24 protein-coding genes are annotated in these 23,960 nt (G+C 65.1%); 11 read left to right on the top strand and 13 right to left on the bottom strand.

The features are described from left to right. Positions 1-85: 85 nt before the first annotated feature. Positions 86-1,093 carry a 4-hydroxy-3-methylbut-2-enyl diphosphate reductase gene (locus CH273_RS08810; RefSeq protein WP_032394036.1) on the bottom strand — a complete coding sequence of 336 codons (1,008 nt, stop codon included), beginning with the start codon at positions 1,091-1,093 and terminating at the stop codon, positions 86-88. Between the two features lie 122 nt (positions 1,094-1,215). Between CH273_RS08810 and CH273_RS08805 the strand changes: the two genes are divergently transcribed. From CH273_RS08805 to CH273_RS08795, 3 genes are read left to right on the top strand one after another with little or no spacing between them, the layout of a single operon-like run. Further along, positions 1,216-1,833 (top strand): lipid droplet-associated protein, encoded by a 618-nt coding sequence (locus CH273_RS08805; RefSeq protein WP_032394035.1) that lies wholly within the window; start codon positions 1,216-1,218, stop codon positions 1,831-1,833. Further along, a complete protein-coding gene (xseA, locus tag CH273_RS08800; protein WP_052049264.1) occupies positions 1,830-3,092 on the top strand; it encodes an exodeoxyribonuclease VII large subunit in 1,263 nt (420 codons plus the stop codon). The genes CH273_RS08805 and xseA overlap by 4 nt, the downstream gene beginning before the upstream one ends. A gap of 14 nt (positions 3,093-3,106) precedes the next feature. Continuing rightward, positions 3,107-3,328 carry an exodeoxyribonuclease VII small subunit gene (locus CH273_RS08795; RefSeq protein WP_032394033.1) on the top strand — a complete coding sequence of 74 codons (222 nt, stop codon included), beginning with the start codon at positions 3,107-3,109 and terminating at the stop codon, positions 3,326-3,328. On the opposite strand, the gene CH273_RS08790 is transcribed toward CH273_RS08795, so the two are convergent. Beyond that, positions 3,325-3,897, bottom strand: coding sequence for a DUF4245 domain-containing protein (locus tag CH273_RS08790; protein WP_032394032.1), 573 nt, complete (start codon positions 3,895-3,897; stop codon positions 3,325-3,327). The two genes, CH273_RS08795 and CH273_RS08790, sit on opposite strands and share 4 nt — an antisense overlap. Positions 3,898-4,032: 135 nt before the next feature. Here CH273_RS08790 and glpX point away from each other — a divergent pair, with 135 nt between their 5' ends. Continuing rightward, positions 4,033-5,073 carry a class II fructose-bisphosphatase gene (gene glpX, locus CH273_RS08785; protein WP_032394031.1) on the top strand — a complete coding sequence of 347 codons (1,041 nt, stop codon included), beginning with the start codon at positions 4,033-4,035 and terminating at the stop codon, positions 5,071-5,073. A gap of 47 nt (positions 5,074-5,120) precedes the next feature. Continuing rightward, on the top strand, positions 5,121-6,521 hold the full coding sequence (locus CH273_RS08780) for a class II fumarate hydratase (protein WP_032394030.1): 1,401 nt from the start codon (positions 5,121-5,123) through the stop codon (positions 6,519-6,521). A gap of 100 nt (positions 6,522-6,621) precedes the next feature. On the opposite strand, the gene CH273_RS08775 is transcribed toward CH273_RS08780, so the two are convergent. Beyond that, positions 6,622-7,479 (bottom strand): acyl-ACP desaturase, encoded by an 858-nt coding sequence (locus tag CH273_RS08775; RefSeq protein ID WP_032394029.1) that lies wholly within the window; start codon positions 7,477-7,479, stop codon positions 6,622-6,624. Positions 7,480-7,608: 129 nt separating this feature from the next. Between CH273_RS08775 and CH273_RS08770 the strand changes: the two genes are divergently transcribed. Together CH273_RS08770 and CH273_RS08765 are read left to right on the top strand one after the other, a co-directional pair. Then, complete coding sequence (locus CH273_RS08770; RefSeq protein ID WP_032394028.1) at positions 7,609-9,201, top strand: serine hydrolase; 1,593 nt, start codon at positions 7,609-7,611, stop codon at positions 9,199-9,201. Continuing rightward, a complete protein-coding gene (locus CH273_RS08765) occupies positions 9,198-9,605 on the top strand; it encodes a limonene-1,2-epoxide hydrolase family protein (RefSeq protein ID WP_082322370.1) in 408 nt (135 codons plus the stop codon). The genes CH273_RS08770 and CH273_RS08765 overlap by 4 nt, the downstream gene beginning before the upstream one ends. An 86-nt stretch (positions 9,606-9,691) precedes the next feature. On the opposite strand, the gene CH273_RS08760 is transcribed toward CH273_RS08765, so the two are convergent. From CH273_RS08760 to CH273_RS08750, 3 genes are all read right to left on the bottom strand, one after another. Further along, positions 9,692-11,017, bottom strand: coding sequence for a PhoH family protein (locus CH273_RS08760; RefSeq protein WP_176459373.1), 1,326 nt, complete (start codon positions 11,015-11,017; stop codon positions 9,692-9,694). Between the two features lie 428 nt (positions 11,018-11,445). After that, positions 11,446-12,729 carry a serine hydroxymethyltransferase gene (glyA, locus tag CH273_RS08755; RefSeq protein WP_032394025.1) on the bottom strand — a complete coding sequence of 428 codons (1,284 nt, stop codon included), beginning with the start codon at positions 12,727-12,729 and terminating at the stop codon, positions 11,446-11,448. A 47-nt stretch (positions 12,730-12,776) separates the two neighbouring features. Continuing rightward, on the bottom strand, positions 12,777-13,973 hold the full coding sequence (locus tag CH273_RS08750) for a hypothetical protein (protein ID WP_032394024.1): 1,197 nt from the start codon (positions 13,971-13,973) through the stop codon (positions 12,777-12,779). A 135-nt stretch (positions 13,974-14,108) separates the two neighbouring features. Between CH273_RS08750 and coaA the strand changes: the two genes are divergently transcribed. Then, positions 14,109-15,032: a type I pantothenate kinase gene (coaA, locus tag CH273_RS08745; protein ID WP_037191653.1), complete on the top strand. Its 924-nt coding sequence runs from the start codon at positions 14,109-14,111 to the stop codon at positions 15,030-15,032. Between the two features lie 12 nt (positions 15,033-15,044). Here coaA and CH273_RS08740 read toward each other — a convergent pair whose 3' ends face one another. Beyond that, positions 15,045-15,827 (bottom strand): isoprenyl transferase, encoded by a 783-nt coding sequence (locus tag CH273_RS08740; RefSeq protein ID WP_032394023.1) that lies wholly within the window; start codon positions 15,825-15,827, stop codon positions 15,045-15,047. Positions 15,828-15,960: 133 nt separating this feature from the next. Here CH273_RS08740 and trhA point away from each other — a divergent pair, with 133 nt between their 5' ends. Continuing rightward, the gene (gene trhA, locus CH273_RS08735; RefSeq protein ID WP_032394022.1) at positions 15,961-16,626 is read left to right on the top strand and encodes a PAQR family membrane homeostasis protein TrhA; all 666 of its coding nucleotides are present in this window, start codon (positions 15,961-15,963) and stop codon (positions 16,624-16,626) included. A gap of 7 nt (positions 16,627-16,633) precedes the next feature. Here the strand turns inward: trhA and CH273_RS08730 are convergent, their stop codons facing one another. The 4 genes from CH273_RS08730 to mca all read right to left on the bottom strand — a co-directional run bounded on the left by CH273_RS08730 (position 16,634) and on the right by mca (position 20,819). Next, the gene (locus tag CH273_RS08730) at positions 16,634-17,554 is read right to left on the bottom strand and encodes a sensor domain-containing diguanylate cyclase (protein WP_052049263.1); all 921 of its coding nucleotides are present in this window, start codon (positions 17,552-17,554) and stop codon (positions 16,634-16,636) included. A 111-nt stretch (positions 17,555-17,665) separates the two neighbouring features. Continuing rightward, entirely contained in the window at positions 17,666-19,675 is a 2,010-nt protein-coding gene (locus CH273_RS08725) for a thioredoxin domain-containing protein (protein ID WP_032394021.1), read from the bottom strand. Continuing rightward, a complete protein-coding gene (locus tag CH273_RS08720) occupies positions 19,675-19,947 on the bottom strand; it encodes a hypothetical protein (protein WP_032394020.1) in 273 nt (90 codons plus the stop codon). The genes CH273_RS08725 and CH273_RS08720 overlap by 1 nt, the downstream gene beginning before the upstream one ends. Continuing rightward, positions 19,944-20,819, bottom strand: coding sequence for a mycothiol conjugate amidase Mca (mca, locus tag CH273_RS08715; RefSeq protein WP_179275446.1), 876 nt, complete (start codon positions 20,817-20,819; stop codon positions 19,944-19,946). The genes CH273_RS08720 and mca overlap by 4 nt, the downstream gene beginning before the upstream one ends. A 103-nt stretch (positions 20,820-20,922) precedes the next feature. On the opposite strand from mca, the gene CH273_RS08710 reads away from it, so the two are divergent. Together CH273_RS08710 and greA are read left to right on the top strand one after the other, a co-directional pair. Next, positions 20,923-21,363: a DUF4307 domain-containing protein gene (locus tag CH273_RS08710; RefSeq protein ID WP_032394018.1), complete on the top strand. Its 441-nt coding sequence runs from the start codon at positions 20,923-20,925 to the stop codon at positions 21,361-21,363. A 225-nt stretch (positions 21,364-21,588) separates the two neighbouring features. Beyond that, complete coding sequence (gene greA / locus CH273_RS08705) at positions 21,589-22,083, top strand: transcription elongation factor GreA (RefSeq protein ID WP_032394210.1); 495 nt, start codon at positions 21,589-21,591, stop codon at positions 22,081-22,083. A gap of 69 nt (positions 22,084-22,152) precedes the next feature. Here greA and CH273_RS08700 read toward each other — a convergent pair whose 3' ends face one another. Both CH273_RS08700 and CH273_RS08695 read right to left on the bottom strand, forming a co-directional pair. After that, positions 22,153-22,947, bottom strand: coding sequence for an ABC transporter permease (locus CH273_RS08700; RefSeq protein ID WP_032394017.1), 795 nt, complete (start codon positions 22,945-22,947; stop codon positions 22,153-22,155). Then, positions 22,944-23,912, bottom strand: a complete 969-nt coding sequence (locus CH273_RS08695; protein ID WP_032394016.1) for a daunorubicin resistance protein DrrA family ABC transporter ATP-binding protein — start codon at positions 23,910-23,912, stop codon at positions 22,944-22,946. The genes CH273_RS08700 and CH273_RS08695 overlap by 4 nt, the downstream gene beginning before the upstream one ends. Between the last annotated feature and the right edge of the window lie 48 nt (positions 23,913-23,960).

Raw genomic sequence — 23,960 nt, 5'->3', positions numbered from 1 at the left:
CCGAACATGAACGAACGCCCCGTATCGGTTCCTGCTCCTGCGCAGGTTTCCGATACGAGGCGTCGACTTTTCGCTGACGTCGCTTCTAGCGAGCGGGACGCAACTCTCGGGGCAGAGAGAACACCAGGGTCTCGTTGGCGGTGGTGACCGGCTGCACGTCTGCGTAGCCGTGCTCGGCGAACAGTTCGATGACGCCCTGCACCAGGATCTCCGGTACGGACGCACCCGAGGTGATACCGATCGTCTCGACCCCGTCGAGCCAGGCCAGGTCGATTTCCTTGGCGTAGTCGACGAGGTAGCTCGCTCGCGCACCCGCACCGAGCGCGACCTCGACCAACCGCACCGAGTTGGAGGAGTTCTTGGAGCCGACGACGATCACCAGATCGCATTCCGGTGCCATCGCTTTCACGGCGACCTGACGGTTCTGTGTGGCGTAGCAGATGTCGTCGCTGGGCGGGTCCTGCAGCGTCGGGAAGCGCTCACGCAGTTTCGCGACCGTCAGCATCGTCTCGTCGACACTCAGCGTGGTCTGGGACAGCCAGATGACCTTGTTCTCGTCTCGAACGGTGACGCTGTCGACCGATTCGGGCCCGTCGACCAGCTGAATGTGCTCGGGAGCCTCACCTGCGGTGCCCTCGACCTCCTCGTGACCTTCGTGGCCGATGAGCAGGATGTCGTAGTCGTCTCGGGCGAACCGCTTGGCTTCCTGGTGCACCTTGGTCACCAAGGGGCAGGTGGCGTCGATCGTGCGCAGGTTTCGCTCGGCCGCAGAGGTGTGTACGGCAGGTGAGACACCGTGCGCGGAGAACACCAGCAGCGATCCCTCGGGAACCTCGTCGGTTTCCTCCACGAACACCGCGCCGCGATCGGACAGCGTCTCGACCACATGCCGGTTGTGCACGATCTCCTTGCGCACGTACACCGGCGCACCGTGCTGTTCGAGCGCCTTCTCGACGGTCTCGACCGCACGATCGACACCCGCGCAGTAGCCCCGCGGCTCCGCGAGCAGGACTCGCTTACCCCCGGCGTACGAGGACGCACCCGTACCGGCGGACTGTGCAATACCAAGATTCAGTGGAACAGCCGAAGACATACCTACCAGGATACGTGCACCGAGCGCGGCTACCTCGTTTCCGTGACCTCGAGCCCCGGCTGGAGTGGGTCGTACCGCCTGTCGGCTACCCAAAGTTCACGGTTTCGGGCAGTCTGGTGCACATGACTCGAGTCCCCTTTGCAGCGCGCGTGGCTGCAGGCGTCGCCGTGACCGTCGTGGAAGAGGCTCGCAAGCTTCCCGGTTCCGCCCTGATGCTGCCGATGACGGTCGTCAGCGAGGCACTGGCGCGTGGCATGCGATTCCAGCAGCAGGTGACGGCGCTGGCCATCAAGGGCGATCTGATCATCGCGACCCTGCCGGTCATCGGGACCCCGACCGAGGAGCAGCCCGCCTGGGCCAGCTTCGACGAGGACGGAGACGAGACCTTCGACACCGAGTCGAGAGTCGACGCCGCTGTCATCACCGACGACGTCGATGTGCCCGACGCCCCCGTGGCCGAGCCCGTCGCTGCGAACGGCCGCTTCGCTCTGTACTCGACGCCTCCGCTGGACGAGCCGGTCCAGGACACCTCGGCCAAGCGCGCTCCCTCCGCCGACAAGCCCGAGATCGTCGAGATGATCGACTTCGACACCCTCGCCCTGGCGCAGCTGCGCGCACGCCTGCGCACACTCTCGATCGAGGACCTCGAAACCCTGCTCGAGTACGAGAACGACACGCTCTCCCGCGCACCGTTCCAGACGATGCTCGCCAACCGCATCACTACCGCCAAGGCCAAGTGAGCACTCCCCCTACTCAGTCCGGTCCCACCCAACCAGGCGCGAGCACCGCCGAACAGCCATGGCCCGTGCGTACCGTCGCCATGAAGGTCGCCGGCTGGATCGACAAGCTCGGCTCCATCTGGGTGGAGGGGCAGCTCACCCAGATCAACGCTCGCCCCGGCACCAGAACGGCCTTTCTGACACTGCGCGATCCGTCGGCCGACATGTCGCTGTCGGTGACGTGTTCGCCGCAGTTGCTCGATCGTTCACCCGTTCCGCTGACCGAGGGTGCCCGCGTCATCCTCTACGGCAAGCTGTCGTTCTTCACCGGCAGGGGAACGATCTCGCTGCGCGCCACGGACATTCGCGCGGTGGGCGTCGGCGAACTGCTGGCTCGCATCGAACGACTCAGAGCCCTGCTCGCCGCGGAAGGATTGTTCGACCCGCGCCTGAAACGTCCGCTGCCGTTCCTGCCGGGCACCATCGGCCTGATCACCGCACGCGCCAGCGCAGCCGAGAAGGACGTGCTCACCGTCGCGCAGAGGCGTTGGCCCGCGGTCCGATTCGAGGTTCGCAACACACCTGTTCAGGGTCCGCAATCGGTGCCGGCGATTCTGGACGCCCTGAAGGAGCTGAACGACGACCCCGCCGTCGACGTCATCATCCTCGCCCGAGGCGGCGGTAGCGTCGAGGATCTGCTGCCGTTCTCCGACGAGGCCCTGTGCCGCGCCATCTCTCGCGCCACCACGCCGATCGTCAGTGCTATCGGCCACGAGCCCGACAGCCCGCTCAGCGATCACGTGGCCGACCTGCGGGCCGCAACCCCTACCGATGCCGCCAAACTCGTGGTGCCCGACGCCATCGCCGAACAAGCTCTCGTCTCGGAATTGAAGTCGAGAAGTGCTGCAGCGCTGCGCAATTGGGTCGAGCGCGAGGCGCGCGGCCTGGACATGCTTCGACACCGACCGGTGCTGGCGGACCCGCTGGCCGCACTCGAGCAGCGTCGCGAGGAGATTCGGCGGCTGCTCGATGCGGCCCGACGCGACGTACAGCGCGAACTCACCACACAGGACACGCTCGTCGAACATCTGCGGGCCAGGCTGTCGACGCTGGGGCCTGCTGCCACACTTGCTCGGGGCTATGCCGTCGTACAGCGGGTGGTCGCGGGTTCGGATCCCGAGGTTCTGCGTTCGGTCGAGGACGCGCCACCGGGTACACAGATCAGAGTGCGCGTGGCCGACGGTGCCGTCACCGCCGCAGTCATGGGGCGAGTCAAATGACAGAAGGAGTACGCATGAGCGAGAACGACAAGCCGGTATCGGAACTGGGCTACGAGGAGGCCCGCGACGAATTGGTGGGCGTGGTGAAGATCCTCGAGCAGGGCGGGCTCGATCTCGACGCCTCCCTGGCTCTGTGGGAGCGGGGAGAGCAGCTGGCCACTCGCTGCGAGGAGCAGCTCGCCGGTGCCCGCAAGCGGATCGAGACCGCGCTCGCGAGTACCGAGAAGCACAGCTAGGGCGTGAGCGGTTCGGTCACCTCGAGGGACTCGGCCAGCGTGGTGAAGTCCTCGGTGCCTGCAGTACCGCCCAGCAGGATTCGCACGTCACCGAAGTCCGAGACCCAGTACTTTCGCGAGCCCTCCTCGCCGTAGACGACCCAGTCCCGACCCGACACCTTCTGTGTGCCCGACGCGTACACCGTCTCCTCGCCGGCGACGAAGGGAACCAACACTTCCTCGACGGCGCTGGTCTGGGTCAGCTGCAGATACGCACCCGATCCGGTGATGTATCCGACAGTCGACACCGGTCCGCCGTTGTCGCCTGCGATCGTCGGACGACTGCCCGAGTTGGGGGTCCAATCCTCGGGAACAGCCGGATTGCGCACCGGAAAGCCGATTTCGGACGCGTCGTACTGCAGCGCGGTGTCGATGTCGAAGTTGGGGATGGGGCCCTGCTTGGGCCCACCGGGGCTCAGCGAGCACTGACTGGCGATACCGGCGATCAGCAAACATGCGATGACCAGCGGTATGAGCGACCACACCATGTCGCGGCTGTTGTTGAGAATCCGGGGTTTGCTGTTCGCCACCTCACCAGTATCCCCTCTGCGCAGCAGTGCTCGGTCGGCGCGTGCCTCACAGACGACCCGACCCCACCGCGGGCATCACAGAAGTGAGATAATCGCGCCTGGGTAACACCCCACCAACCAGGAGGCTACAAACCGATGACGGCCAGCACCGAGTCCACTCGCGCCATGGCGCCAGATCGCAACCTCGCACTCGAACTCGTACGCGTCACCGAGGCCGGTGCGCTCGCCTCGGGTCGCTGGGTCGGTCGCGGCGACAAGGAAGGTGGCGACGGAGCAGCAGTCGACGCCATGCGTCAGTTGGTCAGCTCGGTCTCGATGCGCGGCGTCGTCGTCATCGGCGAGGGCGAGAAGGACGAAGCGCCGATGCTCTACAACGGCGAACAGGTCGGCAACGGCAACGGCCCCGAGGTCGACTTCGCCGTCGATCCCGTCGACGGCACAACGCTGATGGCCAAGGGCATGCCCAACGCCATCTCCGTTCTCGCGGTCGCCGAGCGCGGCGCCATGTTCGATCCGTCCGCCGTCTTCTACATGAAGAAGATCGCCGTCGGACCCGACTTCGCCGACGTCATCGATATCACTGCACCGGTCGCGGAGAACATCGCGCGCGTCGCCAAGATCAAGAAGGGATCCTCCTCCGACGTCACGGTGTGCATCCTCGACCGACCCCGGCACGCCGAACTGATCCAGCAGGTGCGCGACACCGGCGCTCGCATTCGTCTGATCTCCGACGGCGACGTCGCCGGTGCCATCGCCGCCGCCCGACCCACCTCCCCCATCGACATCCTCATGGGCACCGGCGGAACTCCCGAAGGCATCATCGCGGCGGCCGCGATGCGCTGCATGGGCGGCGTGCACCAGGGCATGCTGGCTCCGACCGACGACGACGAACGCCAGAAGGCGATCGACGCCGGACACGATCTCGATCGCGTCCTGTCCACCGAAGATCTGGTCTCGGGCGAGAACGTCTTCTTCACCGCGACCGGCGTCACCGACGGCGACCTGCTCCAGGGCGTCCGATACTCGGGCGGCGGTGCACACACGCAGTCCATCGTGATGCGCTCGAAGTCTGGCACCGTCCGCATGATCGACGCGTACCACCAGCTCAACAAGCTCAAGGAGTACTCGACCATCGACTTCGACGGCGACACCTCCGGCGCCATCCCGTCCTTCTGACCGTCCGCTCGACGAAGTTTCCGCTCCCCTACCGAGGCAAGAGGTCAATGACAGAGAACGAACAGCAGTTCCGGATCGAGCACGACACGATGGGAGAGGTTCGCGTTCCCATCGATGCGCTCTGGCGTGCCCAGACACAGCGTGCCGTGGAGAACTTCCCCATCTCGGGCCGTCCGCTCGAGCGCACTCAGATTCGCGCGATGGGCCTGCTCAAAGCAGCCTGCGCGCAGGTCAACAAAGACCTCGGTCTGCTCGACGGCACGCTGGCCGACGCGATCATCGCCGCCGCCACCGAGATCGCCGACGGCAAGCACGACGACCAGTTCCCGATCGACGTCTTCCAGACCGGCTCGGGCACCAGCTCGAACATGAACGCCAACGAGGTCATCGCGTCGATCGCCAAGGCGGCAGGCGTCGAGGTGCACCCCAACGACCACGTGAACATGTCGCAGTCCTCCAACGACACGTTCCCGACGGCCACTCACGTCGCCGCCACCGAGGCAGCCGTGACGTCGCTCGTGCCCGCGCTGCGTCACCTCCACGAGGCTCTCGTGACCAAGGCAACGGAGTGGAAGCACGTCGTCAAGTCCGGCCGCACCCACCTCATGGATGCCGTTCCGGTCACCCTCGGTCAGGAATTCGGCGGTTACGCCCGTCAGATCGAAGCCGGCATCGAACGCGTCGAGGCCACCCTGCCGCGGCTCGGTGAACTGCCCATCGGCGGCACCGCCGTCGGCACCGGACTCAACGCACCCGACGGCTTCGGCCCGAAAGTCGTTGCAGCACTGGTCGAGTCGACCGGAATCGACGCACTGACCGCCGCCAAGGATTCGTTCGAAGCGCAGGCCGCACGTGACGGACTCGTCGAGGCCTCGGGCGCACTGCGCACCATCGCGGTCTCATTGACCAAAATTGCCAACGACATTCGCTGGATGGGATCGGGACCGCTCACCGGACTCGGCGAGATCGCCCTCCCCGACCTGCAGCCCGGCAGCTCCATCATGCCCGGCAAGGTCAATCCCGTTCTGCCCGAAGCTGTTACGCAGGTCGCGGCTCAGGTCATCGGCAACGACGCCGCAGTCGCATTCGGTGGCGCGTCGGGCGCATTCGAGCTCAACGTCTACATCCCGATGATGGCGCGCAACGTGCTCGAGTCGTTCAAGCTGCTCGCCAACGTCTCGGTGCTGTTCGCCGACAAGTGCGTCGTCGGCCTCGAAGCCAACGTCGAGCACCTCAAGACCCTCGCCGAGTCCTCGCCGTCCATCGTGACGCCGCTGAACTCCGCGATCGGCTACGAGGAAGCCGCCGCCGTCGCCAAGCAGGCACTGAAGGAGAAGAAGACGATCCGTCAGACGGTCATCGACCGCGGACTGATCGGCGACAAGCTCAGCGAAGCCGAACTCGACAAGCGCCTCGACGTCCTCGCCATGGCGAAGGTCAAGGACTAGCTTTCCCGTTCGCCCGCCGAACCCCTGAACGCGTGAATGGTCCATTGCACCGCCGAGACGTGTGCAATGGACCATTCACGCTTTCGAAAGGGGCCGAACCTCAGGCGAGGTGAGCGAGTTCCTCGCGTGCCTTCAGGCCGTCCTCGCCCAGATCGGTGCGATCGAAGATCTTCCAGCCCGCGAGCAGCGGCTTGAACACCTTCTCGCGTTCCTGATCGGCGTCGTAGATTCCGGCTTCGGCGAGAGCGGCGGTGCTGCTGCCGCGGTCCGGCAGGTCGACCTCGGGAATCTTGAATCCGTTGATCCGGTCCGCGATGGCGCGGGCGGCCTGATCGGGAACCACGGCGAAGGCCTCGTTCAGAATATTGGCGTAGAACGTCGACTGCAGGGCGTCGTCGTCGGCGATCTTGCCGAGGATGGTGGCCAACACCGGATCCTTGCCGAGAGCGATGGTGTTGCGGTTACGCAGGGCGGCAGCGGCCTCTTCGATGGCGAAATGCGCCAGGATGTCGAGCAGATGCTGACTGGGCGCATCGTATCCGAGCGTCATGTGCTCCATCCGTACCCGCTCCAGGGCGACCGGATCGACTGCGCGGGTGAGCACCAGGAAGTTGCGCAACACTATCGACTGCCGGTTCTCCTCCGACGTCCATCGGCCGGTCCACTTCCACCAGGCACCGAGGCCGGTGAGCGCGTGGGCCAGTTCGCGGTGGTACGCAGGCAGGTTGTCGGCCACCAGCACGCCGACCGTGGCGGACAGGATTTCGACATCGCTGAGATGCGACTGCTCGGGCGACCAGTCCTCGCCACCGAGGAACGCGAAATTCTTGCCGTCGTCGAACGGCGCGAGGTCATGGGGGTGCCAATCGCTCGCTGCCTCGATGTGGCGTCGTAGATTCTCTTCGACCGCGGGCTCCAAACGGACCAGCAGATCACCGTCGGACAGGTTCGTAGACATGCGGTAACCGTAGCGCCTGCGCCCGAGTGCCCGACGTCGCGCCCCTGACCATTGTGAATTCTCCTAACGCCAGGTCGTTGCGGGTCTATTCTCATGTGCATCCAATCATCGAAGTGAGGACTCCTCGTGATGCGGTCGGGTCGAAATTCTCTGTGTCTTGTTGCTGTGTGCTCTCTGATCGTGCTGGTCGGATGCTCGAACGACGCACCGACCGCAGACAGTCCCCCGACATCCGAGCCCGCGCCGACCAGTGACCTGTCCCCAGGTCAGGTCGCGGGCGTCGATGTTCCGGCCGGCCGCGTCGACGATGCCGTCGGCAAGCTCGACGGCATCGCCGAGGAGCTGATGGCATCGTCGAACATCCCCGGGATGGCCATAGCCGTCGTGCACGGATCCGACGTCGTCTACTCGAAGGGGTTCGGAGTCCGCGAAGTGGGCTCGGACGACCCCGTCGACGGTGACTCGGTGTTCCAGTTGGCGTCGCTGTCCAAATCGGTGGGTGCGACGGTCATCGCGTCCCAGGTGGGAGCGGGCGTGATCGACTGGTCGACGCCGGTGGTCTCGGAATTGCCGTGGTTCGCGCTCGACGACCCGTGGGTGACCCAGAACGTCACGGTCGGCGACTTCTATGCGCATCGAAGCGGGCTGCCCGAGCACGAAGGCGATCTGCTCGAGGACCTCGGTTACGACCGCAGGCAGATTCTCGAACGCCTGCGCGAGGTCCCCCTCGACCCGTTCCGCTCCACGTACCACTACACCAACTTCGGCATCACGGCTGCGGCCGAGGCCGTCGCTGCGGCGTCGGGCAAGGACTGGGACACCCTCAGCCAGGACACGATCTACGGCCCGCTCGGCATGACCTCGACCAGCTCGTCGTTCGCGGACTACATCGCGCGGGCCGACCGGGCCGTACCCCACGTACTCGTCGACGGCGAGTACCAGGCGAAGTACCAGCGGGAACCCGATCCACAGACCCCGGCCGGTGGCGTCAGTTCCTCGGTGAACGACCTCGCGAAGTGGCTGACGATGCTGATCGCCGACGGAAACCACGACGGACGACAGCTCGTGGACCCCGAAGCCCTCCTGCCCGCGATCAGCGCGCAGATCGTCTCGAGCCCGTCGGAGACACCGGATTCACGCGCCGGCTACTACGGCTACGGATTCAACGTCTCCACCAGTGCGGCCGGTCGCACGACGGTGAGCCATTCGGGAGCATTCGCGCTCGGAGCGGGCACCAACTTCGTCTGGATTCCATCCCTCGACGTGGCCATCGTCGTACTGACCAATGCCGCACCCATCGGCATCGCCGAAACGGTGACCGCCGAGTTCGCTGACCTCGTCCAGTTCGGCGAGGTGCGGGAGGACTGGCGAACGCTGTACAAGAACGCCTTTGCCGGCATGAGCGAACCAGAGGGCGAGCTCGCAGGCAAGACCCCGCCCACGAATGCTGCTGCGCCACAACCTCTCACGTCGTACACAGGGGTGTACCAGAACAGCTATTGGGGGCCTGCGACGATAACGGAGGTCAACGGGAAACTGGTGTTGGCCATCGGGCCGAACGGAACCTCCTACGAGTTGTCGCCCTGGGACGGTGATACGTTCACGTTCGAGCCGACCGGTGAGAATGCACCCGACGGAACCGTTTCCGAGGCGACGTTCGACGGGAACACGCTGACCCTGGAGTTCTTCGACGGCGATGGATTGGGACGATTCACCAAGTGACCGACACACAGCAGGCAACCGAAACCGTAGTAGATCTGTTCGACGCGTTGAGAAGTCGAGACACCGAGCGCGCCATGTCGCTCCTCGACGAACGCGTCGTGTGGCACAACGTCGGCTTACCGAAGGTTCGCGGCCACTCGAACGTGGGCAGGTTCATGGCGACGCTCGCCAAGCCTGCGTTCGGCTTCGACGTGACCGTGCACAACATCGCTGCAGACGGAGACGTCGTGCTCACCGAGCGCACCGATGTGCTGATCTGGCGACGACTCCGAATCGAGTTCTGGGTGTGCGGAACCTTCGAGCTGCGCGACGGCAAAGTAGCCGTGTGGCGGGACTACTTCGACAACGTCGACTTCCTGAAAGGGTTTGTGCGAGGGGCATTCCGGGCCGTGCTCGGCCGGTGACCCCTGTGAGCGGAACTTCGTAGTGGGGTACGAGGCAGGAGTGGAGCCCGCGGAACGACCCGCAGGCTCCACTGCTCACAAGGGGGTCAGGCTCCCGAAGGCCCGAATTCTTCGAGCATTTCCGTCACCAGTGCCGCGATGGGTGAACGCTCGCTGCGGGTGAGGGTGATGTGCGCGAAAAGTGGGTGACCCTTGAGCTTTTCGATCACTGCAGCGACGCCGTCGTGTCGTCCGACGCGCAGGTTGTCTCGCTGAGCGACGTCGTGGGTGAGAACGACGCGTGAGCCCGAACCGAGCCGGGACAGAACCGTCAGCAGCACGTTGCGTTCGAGTGACTGCGCCTCGTCGACGATCACGAAGGAATCGTGCAGCGATCGGCCGCGAATGTGCGTCAGTGGCAACACTTCCAGCATTCCGCGGGCGATGACCTCCTCCATCACCTCCGGGCTCGCGAGCCCTTCGAGGGTGTCGAAGACCGCCTGACCCCAGGGGCCCATCTTTTCGCTCTCGCTACCGGGGAGGTAGCCGAGCTCCTGGCCGCCGACGGCGTAGAGAGGCCGGAAGACGACCACTTTGCGGTGCGAGCGACGTTCGAGAACGGCCTCCAGTCCGGCGGTCAGCGCCAGAGCGGACTTACCGGTGCCTGCTTTTCCGCCGAGCGAGACGATGCCGATGCTCTCGTCGAGCAGAAGATCCAGCGCCACTCGCTGTTCCGCCGAACGGCCGTGCAGGCCGAACGCCTCACGCTCACCGCGCACGAGTTGGATCTGCTTGTCCGGCGTGACGCGACCCAGCGCGCTCTGCCGTCCGGCAAGCAGTCGAACTCCCGTGTGGCACGGCAGGTCTCGCGCTTCCACGAGGTCGATGACGCCGTCGTTGAACAGCGTGTCGACTGCGTCGGACGGTACTTCGAGTTCGGTCATTCCGGTCCAACCGGACGGAACCACGTCGTGTGCGTGGTATTCGTCGGCGGGGAGACCGACGGCACCGGCCTTGACGCGCAACGGAATGTCCTTGCTGACGAGCACGACGTCCTTGCCCTCTGCCTTCAGATTGAGAGCACAGGCGAGGATTCGAGAATCGTTGGAGTCGGTGCGGAATCCGACGGGAAGTACCGAGGGATCGGTGTGATTGAGCTCGACTTGCAGTGTGCCGCCCGATGTTCCGATGGGAACCGGCTGGTCGAGTCGACCGAACTCGACGCGCAGGTCGTCGAGCATGCGCAAGGATTCCCGCGCGAACCATCCCAATTCGTGATGGTGGCGTTTGCCCTCCAACTCGCTGATGACGATCAGCGGAAGTACCACATTGTGCTCGGCGAACCGGATGACTGCCCACGGATCCGAAAGCAGGACCGAGGTATCGAGCACGAATGTCCGAAGAGGGGCGGAAACGGAGCGTGAAGTGGTCACGTGGGGCTCCTACGTCTGCGCGGTACCGCGCAAACTCTGTCGCTCGGCCGGTCGGGTCCGATGTGTCAGGTGACACGAGGACCGGGTACCGGCCCTCTCGCGCTCACTAGCTCAGTCACGTATCAGAACCTCCCGCACAGGTAGCTTCCCCGCTGCCTGTTACTGCCGACGGTACCGCCGAAATCGAGGTTCGGCTCGTTGGAAGTCTGGCGTGTCGGTGAACAACGCGTTACGGCCGAATCGACCCAGGTCGGCAATCGTGCGGTGCCGAGAGTGCCCTCCCCGGATGCGTCAATGGACCATTGCACACGTCTGAGCGCTGCAATGGTCCATTGACCCAGACCAGGGTTCTGCGTGAATGGACCACTGCATACGTCTGAGCGGTGCAATGGTCCATTGACGCGGACCGGGTGGGCGCGAGTGCTGGGTCAGCCCAGCAGTCCCCAGTCTTCGAGGCCCTCGTACAGTGGCTTGCTCTGTGCCAACTTCACGACGCGGTCCTTGAGGGAATCGCTGGCCTCGCCGGTGGCCAGGGCGGTGCCGATGATGTCGGCCACCTCGGTGAACTCGGCCTCGCCGAATCCGCGGGTTGCCAGTGCGCCGGTGCCGATGCGCAGGCCGGAGGTGACCATCGGCGGGCGCGGGTCGAAGGGCACTGCGTTGCGGTTGACGGTGATGCCGACCTCGTGCAGGAGGTCCTCGGCCTGTTGGCCGTCGAGCTCGGAGTTGCGCAGGTCGACGAGCGCGAGGTGCACGTCGGTGCCGCCGGTGAGGACGGAGATGCCCTTGTCGGCGACGTCGGCACCGGTGAGGCGATCGGCGAGCAGCGATGCACCGAGGAGGGTGCGTTCCTGGCGTTCCTTGAACTCGGGCGTCGCAGCGATCTTGAAGGCGACGGCCTTGGCGGCGATGGCGTGCATCAGCGGCCCGCCCTGCTGGCCGGGGAACACTGCGGAGTTGAGCTTCTTGGCCCATTCCTTCTTGGCCAGGATGATGCCGGAGCGGGGTCCACCGAGGGTCTTGTGCACGGTCGAGGAGACGACGTCCGCGTACGGCACGGGCGAGGGGTGCACGCCTGCGGCGACGAGTCCGGCGAAGTGCGCCATGTCCACCCAGAGCAGTGCGCCCACTTCGTCGGCGATGGAGCGGAACGCAGCGAAGTCCTGGTGGCGCGGGTAGGCAGACCAGCCGGCGATGAGCACCTGCGGCTTGGCGGCGATGGCCTGCTTGCGCACCTCGTCCATGTCGATCCGGTGGTCTTCCTTCGACACCCCGTACGACTCGACCTCGTAGAGCTTGCCCGAGAAGTTGAGCTTCATGCCGTGCGTGAGGTGGCCGCCGTGCGCCAGGTCGAGGCCCATGATCTTGTCGCCCGGGTTGATCAGGGCCATCAGCACGGCGGCATTGGCCTGTGCGCCTGCATGCGGCTGCACGTTGGCGAACTCGGCACCGAAGAGTTCCTTCGCGCGGTTGCGCGCGAGATCCTCGACGATGTCGACGTGCTCGCAACCGCCGTAGTAGCGGCGGCCGGGGTAGCCCTCGGCGTACTTGTTGGTCAGGACACTGCCCTGGGCCTGCAACACCGCGCGGGGGACGAAGTTCTCCGAGGCGATCATCTCGAGAGTGTCGCGCTGACGCCCCAGCTCACCGGCCATCGCCTCGGCGACCTCGGGATCGAGTTCGGCCAGTGACAGGTTGTTGACGTCAGTCATAACAGGAGTCTCCAAAGGGACAGCAGAATGAAGGGGGCTCGGCCAGTTTACGAGACGCGCACTGCACCGGGTGTCAGTGGCTCGTCGAGCAGCCTGCCGAACAGCTGTGCGCGCTCACTCGCCGTCTCGCCACGGTCGAGCCAGCCGGCCAGCAGCTTGTAGCCCTCGACGTAGGTGCTGATGTACGCCCGCCACAGCGGGGAGGACAGAAACCGCAGGCTGTGCCGGGCGCGCTGCGGCGATGCCAACGACCATCGCTCCAGGTAGGCGGCTACGTCGTCCTCGCTCTCGTGCTGGTCGTGCAGCAGCAGCGCGGCGTCCTGGCGCACCCCCAGCAGCCGGCTCGACGCAGCCGCGAGACGCTCGGCCTTGTCGCCGTCGAACCGCAGACCCAGATCGGCGTAGATCTCCTGCGCCCACAGGCCCCAGCCCTCGCCCACGATGGCCCCGAGGGCGTGATCGGCCAGGCCCTCGGCCATCAGGCACTGCGGGGTGTTGACCAGGAACAGCGTCTGCTCCAGCTGGCCTGCACCGACCAGGCCGGTCTCCTTGCGGCAGTGCTCGGTGTGGTGGCCGGGATAGGACTCGTGCGCGATCAGGTGCGGCAGATTGGCCATCTGCTGCTCGATGTCGGAGTTGATCGCGACGGTCGACCGGTAGTCACCGAGGTAGTAGTTGAACCCCGACCACGGCTTGTCGCCGACGACCTCGTAGGTCACTTTCTCGGTGTCGGGCAGTGTGTACTCGGCGCGGACGCGGTCGCGCAGTGCGGACGAGAACGCCTCGACACAGTCCTGCAGTCGGTCGGCCGGAATCACGTCGGCTCGGCGATGCGCGATCAACCGTTCGCCCAGCGACCCGGGACCGGCGAGGACCTCGTCCATCATGCGGTGTGCCTGCAGGTACTGGTCCTGATCGCCCGCGGAGATTCGGACGTCGAAGTAGGCGTAGACCTCGTCGACGAAGCCGATGTCCTCGCCTGCGAACTTGCGTGCCGAGCATTCGAGTGCGCGCAGGTGGACGTCCAGGAACGTCGTGCGCTCGGGCGTCAGATCGACGTTGCCGAGCTCGGCGCGCAGTGTCTGTGCTCGACGGATCAGCTCACGCGGCTCGGGCGCGGGGGCGTTCTCGGTGATACGACGCAACTCGGGATCGCCGGTGTACGCGTCGACGAATCCGTCTTCGAGCCGGTCGAAACTCAGGCCCAGCAGCAGGTATTCACGAACGAGGGAAGCAGCATCCATAACCGAACCCTAGTACGGCGAACGACCCCGCCCGTGCGCGATCGACCGGCACCGAGCACAATCTGGAACCATGCGACTCGCGCTCGACAGGAGCTCAGCCGAACCCTCCGCAGCTCCGACCTGTTGGAGCGGTGCGTGAGCGAGTCCAGTCCGTACGTCGAGTTCGACCGTGTGCAGTGGCGCACGCTGCGCCAATCCACGCCGTTGGTGCTGACCGAGGAAGAGCTCGTCGGTCTGCGTGGTCTGGGTGAACAGATCGATCTCGACGAGGTGGCGGAGGTCTATCTGCCGCTGGCACGACTGATTCACCTCCAGGTCGCGGCTCGGCAACGACTCTTCGCCGCGACTGCGACGTTCCTCGGCGAGAAGCACCCCGACCGTCAGGTCCCGTTCGTCATCGGTGTCGCGGGCAGTGTCGCCGTCGGCAAGTCGACGACGGCCCGTGTGCTGCAGGCACTCCTGGCCCGATGGGACCACCATCCGCGGGTCGATCTGGTCACCACCGACGGATTCCTGTATCCGACGGCCGAGCTCATGCGTCGAGGCATACTGCACCGCAAGGGATTTCCCGAGAGTTACGACAGGCGCAAACTGCTCAGATTCGTCACCGAGGTCAAGTCCGGTACCGAAGAGGTCGGCGCACCGGTTTATTCGCACGTCTCGTACGACATCGTCAAGGGCCAGTACCACATGGTCCGGCAGCCGGACATCCTGATCGTGGAGGGGCTCAACGTTTTACAGACCGGACCACGGTTGATGGTCTCGGATCTGTTCGATTTCTCGATCTACGTCGACGCGCGGATCGAGGACATCGAGAGTTGGTACGTCAAACGCTTTCTCGCATTGCGCAAGACGTCCTTCACCGATCCGTCCTCGCACTTCCACCACTACGCAGGCCTGTCCGACGACCACGCGCAGATCGCGGCCGAGGATCTGTGGCATTCGATCAACCTGCCCAATCTGGTGGAGAACATCCTGCCCACGCGACCGCGAGCGACGATGGTGCTGCGCAAGGACAACGACCACGCGATCAACCGGCTGCGGCTTCGTAAGCTGTAGAGCCGAACTCGATCAGATACCGAAACGGCGGTGTCTGGCCGCGAAGTCGCGCAGCGCACGCAGGAAGTCGACGCGACGGAATTCGGGCCAGTAGGCCTCGGTGAACCAGATTTCCGAGTACGCGCTCTGCCACAGCAGGAAGCCGGACAGTCGCTGTTCGCCCGAGGTGCGGATGACGAGATCCGGATCGGGTTGGCCGGAGGTGTAGAGGTGACTGCCGATCTCGTCGACGTTGATCGACGCCACCAGGTCGTCGCCGCTGACGCCCTCGGCGATCTTCTCGCTGACCAGGGACTGCACGGCGTCGGCGATTTCCTGCCGCCCGCCGTATCCGACGGCGACATTGACGTGCGTTCCGGATCGTCCCTCGGTCAGCGCTGCTGCTTCCTTGAGCCGACGCGCGGTCGACGCGGGGAGCAGATCGAGGGTGCCGACGAGTTTGACGCCCCAGTTCATCTCGGGTCCGCAGATCTCCTCGACGACGTCGGTGATGATGTCGAGCAGTGAATCCAATTCGTCCGCGTCTCGGCGCAGGTTCTCGGTGGAGAGCAGGTAGATGGTGGCCATCTCGATTCCGGCCGCATCACACCAGCCGAGCATCTCGGCGATCTTCAGGGCTCCCATCCGGTGCCCGTGCGCGACGTCGGTGAACCCGTTCTCGCGCGCCCAGCGGCGATTGCCGTCGCACATCACCGCCACGTGCCGAGGGTGCTGAACCCCTTCGAGCTGGCTCAGCAGACGCCGCTCGTACACGTTGTAGAGAACGCCGCGGACCTTCTGCGGAATGATCACCACTGCTTCGTCACCGCTGCTCTCATCACCACGAAGGATCACCTTACGCCGACGTCTGCGAGCCGGTCGCCGGTACAGTAGCGTCAGAACCTACGGTGGCGTAGGTTTCGCCGGCGGTACGGAGAGGTCATCTTTCATGACGATGTTCGGACTGGACGAGATTCCCGTCAAACCACGTATGCGCGGCTGGATTCACCTGTACGCGTTCGGCGTGGCGGTGGTGTGCGCTATCACCCTCGTCACCCTCGCGTTCAGCATGGTCTCGGTCAGTGCGGGGGTGGCCGTGAGCGTGTACTCCGTCACCGTCTGCGGCGTGTTCGGGGTCAGTGCCACCTACCATCGCGTGCACTGGAAGACCGCGGCGTCGCAGATCTGGATGAAGCGCGCCGATCATTCGATGATCTTCCTGTTCATCGCAGGTAGCTACACCCCGTTCGCCGTGCTGGGTCTACCCGCCTCGACCGGACGCGTGCTGCTCGTCGTCGTGTGGGTCGGGGCCCTCGCCGGGGTGGCACTGAAGATGTTGTGGCCCACAGCTCCCCGATGGGTCGGAGTACCGCTGTACCTACTCCTCGGCTGGGCGATCGTCCCGGTCGCACCCGCGCTGATCGAGCACGTCGGCTTTGCACCGTTTCTGTTGCTGCTCGTGGGCGGGGTGTTCTACAGTGTCGGGGCCGTGCTGTACGCCACCAAGTGGCCGAATCCTTGGCCCACCACCTTCGGCCATCACGAGTTCTTCCACGCCGCGACGGTCCTGGCGGCAACCTGCCACCTGGTCGCCGTGTGGCTCGTACTGTTCTGATCCGCCCTCAGCTGCTTCGAGCTGCCTTGTCTCGATACATCAGTGCGTCGGCGCGCTGAATCAGTCGATCTCTCGACTCCCCCGGCTCACGCACGGCAACGCCGACACTCACCGACACCCCGAGCAGATTCGATCCGAACGGCACCGGCTCTCCGCAGATCGCCGACCGCACCGAATCCGCGATATGGGCGCTGTCGGTCCCCTTCGCCCCGTCGAACGACACGGCGAACACGAACTCGTCTCCCGCGTACCGACCGACGACGCTCCCGCGCGGCGACCACTGGTGCAGGCGACGTCCCGCTGCCTCCAGAATGGCGTCGCCCGCAGCGTGACCGTGCACGTCGTTGATCGATTTCAGCCTGTCGACGTCGACGAATGCCAGAGCGACCGGCAGATCCTCGACGATCCATTCGTCGACGTGGGCGAGCAAGGGCCCACGTCGCAGCAATCCGGTCAACTCGTCGCGCTCGGCGCGATCGCGCCAACGAACGGTGTCGTCCGCGACGGGATTGACCAGATCCAGCAGTGCAACGATGAACCGACGCCCGGCGATCTTCGCGATTCCGACATGCATCCAGCAGGAGACGACCTCCCCGTCGCCGCGGCGCACTCGACGCAGCGCTCCGATCGGTCGACCCTGATCGGCGGAGCCCGCATCGGGATACCGGTGCTCGAGTTCGACCGCGATGCGCGTCGCGGACGCGCGATCGCCGAGCGGCACGAAATCCGCAACGGGTCGACCGACCATGTCGTCCACCGCGCACCCGAGCACACCCTCGCACAGGATGTTTGCACCGACGACCTCGTACTGCATCGAATGCACCATGGCCGCCATCGGAACCGCGGCCACGAACTCGGCGACAGCAGCGCGTTGTTGGTCGGTCACTGCCTCGTACACGGTGCCCGCACGCATCACACCCTCATTCATGACACCTTCACTCATGACACCGTCGATCCCTTGACAGACGTTCGACCACCCCAGGCCGAGGAAACTCCCGGCAACAGTACTGTTCTCCCGTCGAAGCATCGACGAGCGTCGTCACCTCTGCAGTGCGAACGGCAAATCTTCGGCAGACGTCACAGGACGGTCGCACACGAAGCCACGACACACGTACGCCGTTTCGAGGCCGTCGACGGGTGGACGGTCGGTCAGCAGCGCCGACGAATCCGTCACGCCTGCCACCACGACCGAACCGCCAGGAGCCAGCGCCCGCACGGCCGAGAGCAGATCACCGCCGGGTGCCGTCGACACCGCAATCTGGATCGGGCCACGAACGGACGCTTCTGCGACCGCCAACCAGTGCCCGCCGGACCTGGGCGCTCGTTCGAGAATCGACGCCGATCGTGCCAGCGACGCAGCCGCCAGTTCGGCGTAACGCGCAGACGAGCTGTGATCGACCAATGCAGCTGCGGTGAGCAGTGCCTCGGCCATCGTGGATGCTCCCGACGGGGTGGCCCCGTCGATCGGGTCACGAGGGCGGGTCACGAGAGTCTCGGCGTCGTCGGCGGTGTCGAACCAGCCGCCGACGTCGTCGGGGTCGGCGAAGTGCTCGACCGCGGCGTCGATGATCGACGTCATGCGTTCGGACCAGACCGAATCTCCGGTGGCCTGGAACAGCGCCGCCGCGGCGACCGCGAGACACGCGTAGTCCTCGAGCACACCGGTGGCCTCACCCACCGCTCCGCCGAGAGAGGCACGGCGGACCCGCCCGGACTCGACGTGGCCGGCGAACAGCTGCTCGCCGCACTCGACTGCCGCGTCGACCCAACGCGACTGCCCCAGCCCGGTTCCGGCCTCGACCAGCGCGGTGATCGCCAACCCGTTCCATGCGGTGACGACCTTGTCGTCGCGGCCGGGTTGGGGCCGAGTCGCGCGAGCGGCCGACAGTGCTCCGCGCACCCGGGCGAACCGGTCGTAGTCCTCGGGTTCGGCGGGCAGCTGCAGTACCGACATGCCTGCCTCGAACGTGCCTGCCGAATTCACCGCGAACAACCCCGCTGCCCAGACGCCGTCCTCGAAACCGAGGGTCTCGGTCAGTTGCTCCGGGGTCCACGCGTAGGTCAGACCCTCTATGCCTTCGGTGTCGGCATCGAGGGCCGACGCGAAACAACCGTTGTCCGTGCGTAGTTCACGGAGCATGAACTCCGCAGTGTCCGACGCCACCCGCCGGGCGAGCGCATCGTCGTCGACCCTGGCCGCGTGCGCGTAGAACCGCAACAGCAGCGCGTTGTCGTAGAGCATCTTCTCGAAGTGCGGGACGACCCACTCGGCATCGACGGAGTAGCGCGCGAATCCCCCGCCCAGCTGGTCGTAGATGCCACCGCGTGCCATGGCCGACGCGGTACGGCGAACGACGCCGAGGACCTCGGTGTCGCCGGTGCGCTCGTAGTGCCGGAGCAGACCTTCGAGCAGCGCGCCGGGTGGGAACTTCGGTGCCCGGCCGAAGCCGCCGTAGGTGGTGTCCTCGTCCGCGCAGATCGCCGAGACCGAGGCCGTCAGAGCATCGGCGTCGATCGGGCGTCCGCCCGCGGGCACGCCTGCGCTATGTTTGCGCAGTTCGGTGACGATGTCGGCGGAGGCGTCGAACACTTCCTGTCGCCGCGTCGACCAGGTGTCGGCGATCGCGGTGAGCAACTGCTGGAAAGACGGCATTCCCTGACGCGGGGCCGGCGGGAAGTACGTTCCGCAGTAGAACGGCTCGGTGTCGGGGGTCAGGAAACACGTCATCGGCCACCCCCCTTGGCCGGTCATCGCGACGGTGGCGTTCATGTACACCGAGTCGAGGTCGGGTCGTTCTTCGCGATCGACCTTGATGCACACGAAATGCTCGTTCATCGATGCCGCGGTCGCCTCGTCCTCGAACGACTCGTGAGCCATGACGTGGCACCAGTGGCAGGCCGAGTATCCGATCGACAGCAGGATGGGAACATCGCGATCGCGGGCGGACTGCAGAGCCTGCGGTCCCCATTGCTGCCAGTGCACCGGGTTGTCCGCGTGCTGCCTCAGATACGGGCTGGTGGACTCACCGAGGGCATTGGCGTCGAGCATCAGGGCTCGTCGGTGGCGGCGGGTTCGGTTCGAGTCCGTTCCGGCGGAGACGGATCTGCGATCCCGCCGCGGTCGGTGCCTTCGTCGAGGGCTTGATCCAGCGTCGGATCCTCCTTCTCGAACGTGGCGGGCAGACGCTTGATCTTCTTGTTCATGGACCAGATCAACAGTGCCGTTCCGACCAACAGCGCAACCAGGATCACCAGGCCGATCGGCGATGACTTGCCGAACTCGGGACCGGTGGGCTGCTGGGCGAGGATCGACACGATCATTCGGTGGTCTCTTCTATTCCGGCGAACAGGTCCGTCTCGGGCAGCGACGTCGTGACCCGAGTGCGAGCCAACTCGAACTCCTCGGTGGGCCACAGCTTGCGCTGCACGTCCAGCGGCACGGCGAAGAACGACCCGTTGGGGTCGATCTGCGTCGCGTGTGCGCGCAGTGCGTCGTCGCGTTGCTCGAACCAGTCCCCGACGGTGACCTGCGTGGTGATGCGACCCATGATCTCGTCCCGCTGGCCGTCCCAACGCTTGAGCCAGTCGACGAACGGGCTCTCCTCACCGCGATCGATGAACCAATCGTGGAAGAGCTGCATGCGCTTACGGATGAACCCGTGCGAGTAGTAGAGCTTGAGCGGAGTCCAGGGCTCACCGGCGTCGGGGAAGCGTTCGGGATCGCCCGAGGCCTCCCATGCGGCCATCGAGACCTCGTGGCAGCGGATGTGGTCGGGATGCGGGTAACCGCCGCGCTCGTCGTAGGTGGTGATGACGTGCGGCTTGAACTCGCGCACCACCTTCACCAACGCCTCGGTGGAGACCTCCAACGGGACCAGCGCGAAACAGCCATCGGGGAGAGGCGGTAGAGGATCGCCCTCGGGCAACCCGGAGTCCTCGAAGCCGAGCCACGTCTGGCGGACGCCCAGGATGCGGGCGGCCTCCGCCATCTCCTCGCGTCGAACGTCCCGGATGCGCTCGTGCACACCCGGAATGTCCATCGCCGGATTGAGGATGTCGCCCCGCTCGCCGCCGGTGAGCGTGACGACCAGAACCTCGTGCCCTTCGGCCGCGTAGCGAGCCGTTGTCGCAGCACCTTTGCTGGACTCGTCGTCGGGATGGGCATGCACTGCCATGAGCCGCAGTCCGGACACGTTCTTCCTCACCTCGGATTCGCCTGGTTCTTGCCTGACCTATAGTTCCACCTGATGCCGACAGGCACCCAGCGGCACCCCCGAATCGACCCCGAGAGCTGACATGACCAACGCACTTCCCGCAGGTAGATACCCGTCGGGTTCCGGTCCGAGCGGCGTTCGGCAGGCCCCGAAACGTGCGACGAAGATCGCACTCGTGGCGTTGGTCCTGCTGGTCGGAACGGGTGTGGCCTACTACGCGTACAGCAAGTTCTCGGTCAAACCCATCGAGGGCAGTCAGCTCTCGTTCGACATCGTCGACGAGCAGACGATGTCGATCAGGTTCAGCGTCACCCGGCAGGATCCCGAGCAACCGGCCGTGTGCATCGTCCGCGCCCGATCGCGCGACGGCTCCGAGACCGGTAGACGTGAGGTGTACGTCCCGCCGGAGTCGGCGTCGACCACCGTGGAGATGACCACCGAGGTGACGACGTCGGCCGCACCCGCCGTCGGCGACGTCTACGGCTGCAGCCTCGATGTTCCCGAATATTTACGAGCCCGATAGGCGAACTGCCTGTTCGTGGTAAGCTCGGCCCATACACGGCCACCGCAGTAGGTGCCGTGTATTGCTGCATTGCGGGCAGGGTTCACCTGCGAACGACGACGACGGCTCCAGGATGTGGGCCGACCAAGGGGATCCAACCATTGGAGTCCCCTGTTCGTTGCGTGCCCTACCTGCTCAGAAACCGGAATCCGAACTCGAGATTCCGACTACGAGGGAGTGATCGAGATGACCGAGACCCAGGTGACCTGGCTTACCCAGGAATCACACGACAGGCTCAAGAGCGAACTCGACCAGCTCATTTCCAATCGCCCCGTCATCGCCGCCGAGATCAACGAGCGTCGCGAAGAGGGCGATCTGAAGGAGAACGGCGGCTACCACGCTGCGCGTGAGGAGCAGGGCCAGCAGGAAGCACGTATCCGCCAGCTGCAGGAGCTGCTCAACAACGCGAAGGTCGGCGAGGCACCCACTCAGTCCGGTGTCGCACTGCCCGGGTCCGTCGTCAAGGTCTACTACGACGGCGATGAGTCCGACACGGAGACGTTCCTGATCGCCACTCGCGAAGAGGGTGCCCGCGACAACAAGCTCGAGGTGTACTCCCCCGCGTCACCGCTGGGCGGATCGCTCATCGACGCCAAGGTCGGCGACACCCGCGAGTACACGCTGCCCAACGGCAAGACCATGAAGGTCACGCTCGTCAGCGCGGAGCCGTACCACACGTAAGCCTTTCCCCAGAAGACATCGAAGCACCCCCGGTCGCCGAGCGACCGGGGGTGCTTTTCTGCGTCGATGTCAGGCGGTCATCGTCTTCTGGTACTTGCGTACCGACAGCGGCACGAACACCACGAGCATCAACACCACCCAGATGAGGGTGTAGAGCACGGGGTTCTGCAGTGGCCAGACCTCCGGCGGCGGCGCCATCGGGTTGGTGTTGCCGAACTGCTCTCGCACCGCCAGCGTCACCGACGAGATCGGATTCCACTCGGCGATCGTCTTGAGCACGCTGGGGAAGTTGTCGATCGGGACGAAGGTGTTGGCGATGAACGTCAGCGGAAAGATCACGATGAACGACGCGTTGTTGAAGATCTCCGGCGAGCGCACGATCAAGCCCACCAGCGCCATCACCCACGAGATCGAGTATGCGAACAGCAGCAGCAGCACGTACCCGAGCAGAGCGTCGAAGAACGACGACGTGATTCGCCAACCCACGATCAGGCCGGTGATCGACATGATCGTGATGGTGACGATGTTGTTTCCGACATCGGCGGCGGTGCGCCCGATGACGACGGCCGAACGTGCCATCGGCAACGACCGGAACCGATCCATCACGCCCTTCTGCAGATCCTCGGCCAGCGAGGACCCGGTGATGGAGGCACCGAAGATCATCGTCTGCACGAAGATGCCGCCCATCAGGAAACTCTTGTAGTCGATGCCGGGAACCTCGATCGCGCTGCCGAAGACATAGGCGAACAGCAGGACGAACATGATCGGGGAGAGCGTGGCGAAGAACAGCAGATCGGGAACTCGCTTGAGCTTGATCAGATTTCGCTTGGTGATGATCGCGGAATCCAGAAGGACGTTGCTCATTTCTCTTCCTCCGCCGTCTCGGGCTCGCCGGTGGTCTGACCGGTCAGACTCAGGAACACATCGTCGAGATTCGGCCGTCGCAGACCGACGTCGACGACCTCGATTCCGTTCGTTTCGAGCTCGACCAGTGCGGTCGACAGGTCCTTCGATCCCCCGTTGACGGGCATGACGATCCGGCCGACCTGATCGTCGAGGGTGGGCGGCTCGACGCCGATCGGGGCCAGGATCTGCATCGCGCGATCGGCCTGAGATCGATCGGTGAGCACGAATTCGACTCGCTCCCCGCCCGTTTGTGCCTTGAGCTCGTCCGCTGTGCCGCGGGCGATGATCTTGCCCTTGTTCAACACGATGATCGAATCGGCCAGCCGGTCGGCCTCTTCGAGGTACTGGGTGGTCAACAGAATGGTGGTTCCGTCACGGACGAGATCTGCGATGAACTCCCACATGGTGATCCGGCTGCGCGGATCGAGTCCGGTGGTGGGTTCGTCGAGGAACACCACTCGTGGTCGCCCGATCAGGCTGGCCGCGATGTCGAGTCGCCGACGCATACCTCCCGAGTACTGCTTGGCGGTGCGGTCACGGGCGTACTCGAGGTCGAAGCGCACGAGCAGCTCGTCGGCGCGCTTCCTGGCTTCGGCCTTGCGCAGGCCGAACAGTCGGCCGACCATCTCGAGGTTCTCGTACCCGGTCAGGTACTCGTCCACGGCCGCGAACTGGCCGGTCAGTCCGATCGTGCTCCGCACCTCGTTCGCCTGCGAATGCACGTCGAGTCCGAAGATTCTGGCCGAGCCCGATGTCGCCTGCAGCAGGGTGGCGAGAATACGGACCGCCGTGGTCTTTCCGGCACCGTTGGGGCCGAGCACACCGAGCACAGTGCCCTCCGGAACGGTGAAATCGATCCCGTCGAGCGCGACGTTCTTGCCGTACCGAAGTACGAGGTCCTCTACTTCTATAGCGTTCGCCATTGCCCTATCCCCGTTTCTCTCCTGGTCGGTGTAAGGACTTCCGAACGC

This window comes from Rhodococcus sp. 05-339-2, assembly GCF_002258965.1.
GTDB lineage: Bacteria > Actinomycetota > Actinomycetes > Mycobacteriales > Mycobacteriaceae > Rhodococcoides.
The sequence above is the reverse complement of the archived record's forward strand: the minus strand, read 5'-3'. Positions and strand labels throughout refer to the sequence as shown.

Coding starts and splice junctions, on each gene's coding strand:
- greA (WP_032394210.1), top strand. CDS start 21,589: ATGACCGAGACCCAGGTGACCTGGCTTACCCAGGAATCACACGACAGG.
- glyA (WP_032394025.1), bottom strand. CDS start 12,729: ATGACTGACGTCAACAACCTGTCACTGGCCGAACTCGATCCCGAGGTC.
- trhA (WP_032394022.1), top strand. CDS start 15,961: ATGACGATGTTCGGACTGGACGAGATTCCCGTCAAACCACGTATGCGC.
- glpX (WP_032394031.1), top strand. CDS start 4,033: ATGACGGCCAGCACCGAGTCCACTCGCGCCATGGCGCCAGATCGCAAC.
- CH273_RS08720 (WP_032394020.1), bottom strand. CDS start 19,947: ATGATCGTGTCGATCCTCGCCCAGCAGCCCACCGGTCCCGAGTTCGGC.
- CH273_RS08750 (WP_032394024.1), bottom strand. CDS start 13,973: ATGGATGCTGCTTCCCTCGTTCGTGAATACCTGCTGCTGGGCCTGAGT.
- CH273_RS08695 (WP_032394016.1), bottom strand. CDS start 23,912: ATGGCGAACGCTATAGAAGTAGAGGACCTCGTACTTCGGTACGGCAAG.
- CH273_RS08780 (WP_032394030.1), top strand. CDS start 5,121: ATGACAGAGAACGAACAGCAGTTCCGGATCGAGCACGACACGATGGGA.
- CH273_RS08805 (WP_032394035.1), top strand. CDS start 1,216: ATGACTCGAGTCCCCTTTGCAGCGCGCGTGGCTGCAGGCGTCGCCGTG.
- CH273_RS08730 (WP_052049263.1), bottom strand. CDS start 17,554: ATGAATGAGGGTGTGATGCGTGCGGGCACCGTGTACGAGGCAGTGACC.
- CH273_RS08775 (WP_032394029.1), bottom strand. CDS start 7,479: ATGTCTACGAACCTGTCCGACGGTGATCTGCTGGTCCGTTTGGAGCCC.
- CH273_RS08810 (WP_032394036.1), bottom strand. CDS start 1,093: ATGTCTTCGGCTGTTCCACTGAATCTTGGTATTGCACAGTCCGCCGGT.
- CH273_RS08725 (WP_032394021.1), bottom strand. CDS start 19,675: ATGCTCGACGCCAATGCCCTCGGTGAGTCCACCAGCCCGTATCTGAGG.
- CH273_RS08770 (WP_032394028.1), top strand. CDS start 7,609: ATGCGGTCGGGTCGAAATTCTCTGTGTCTTGTTGCTGTGTGCTCTCTG.
- CH273_RS08795 (WP_032394033.1), top strand. CDS start 3,107: ATGAGCGAGAACGACAAGCCGGTATCGGAACTGGGCTACGAGGAGGCC.
- CH273_RS08700 (WP_032394017.1), bottom strand. CDS start 22,947: ATGAGCAACGTCCTTCTGGATTCCGCGATCATCACCAAGCGAAATCTG.
- CH273_RS08710 (WP_032394018.1), top strand. CDS start 20,923: ATGACCAACGCACTTCCCGCAGGTAGATACCCGTCGGGTTCCGGTCCG.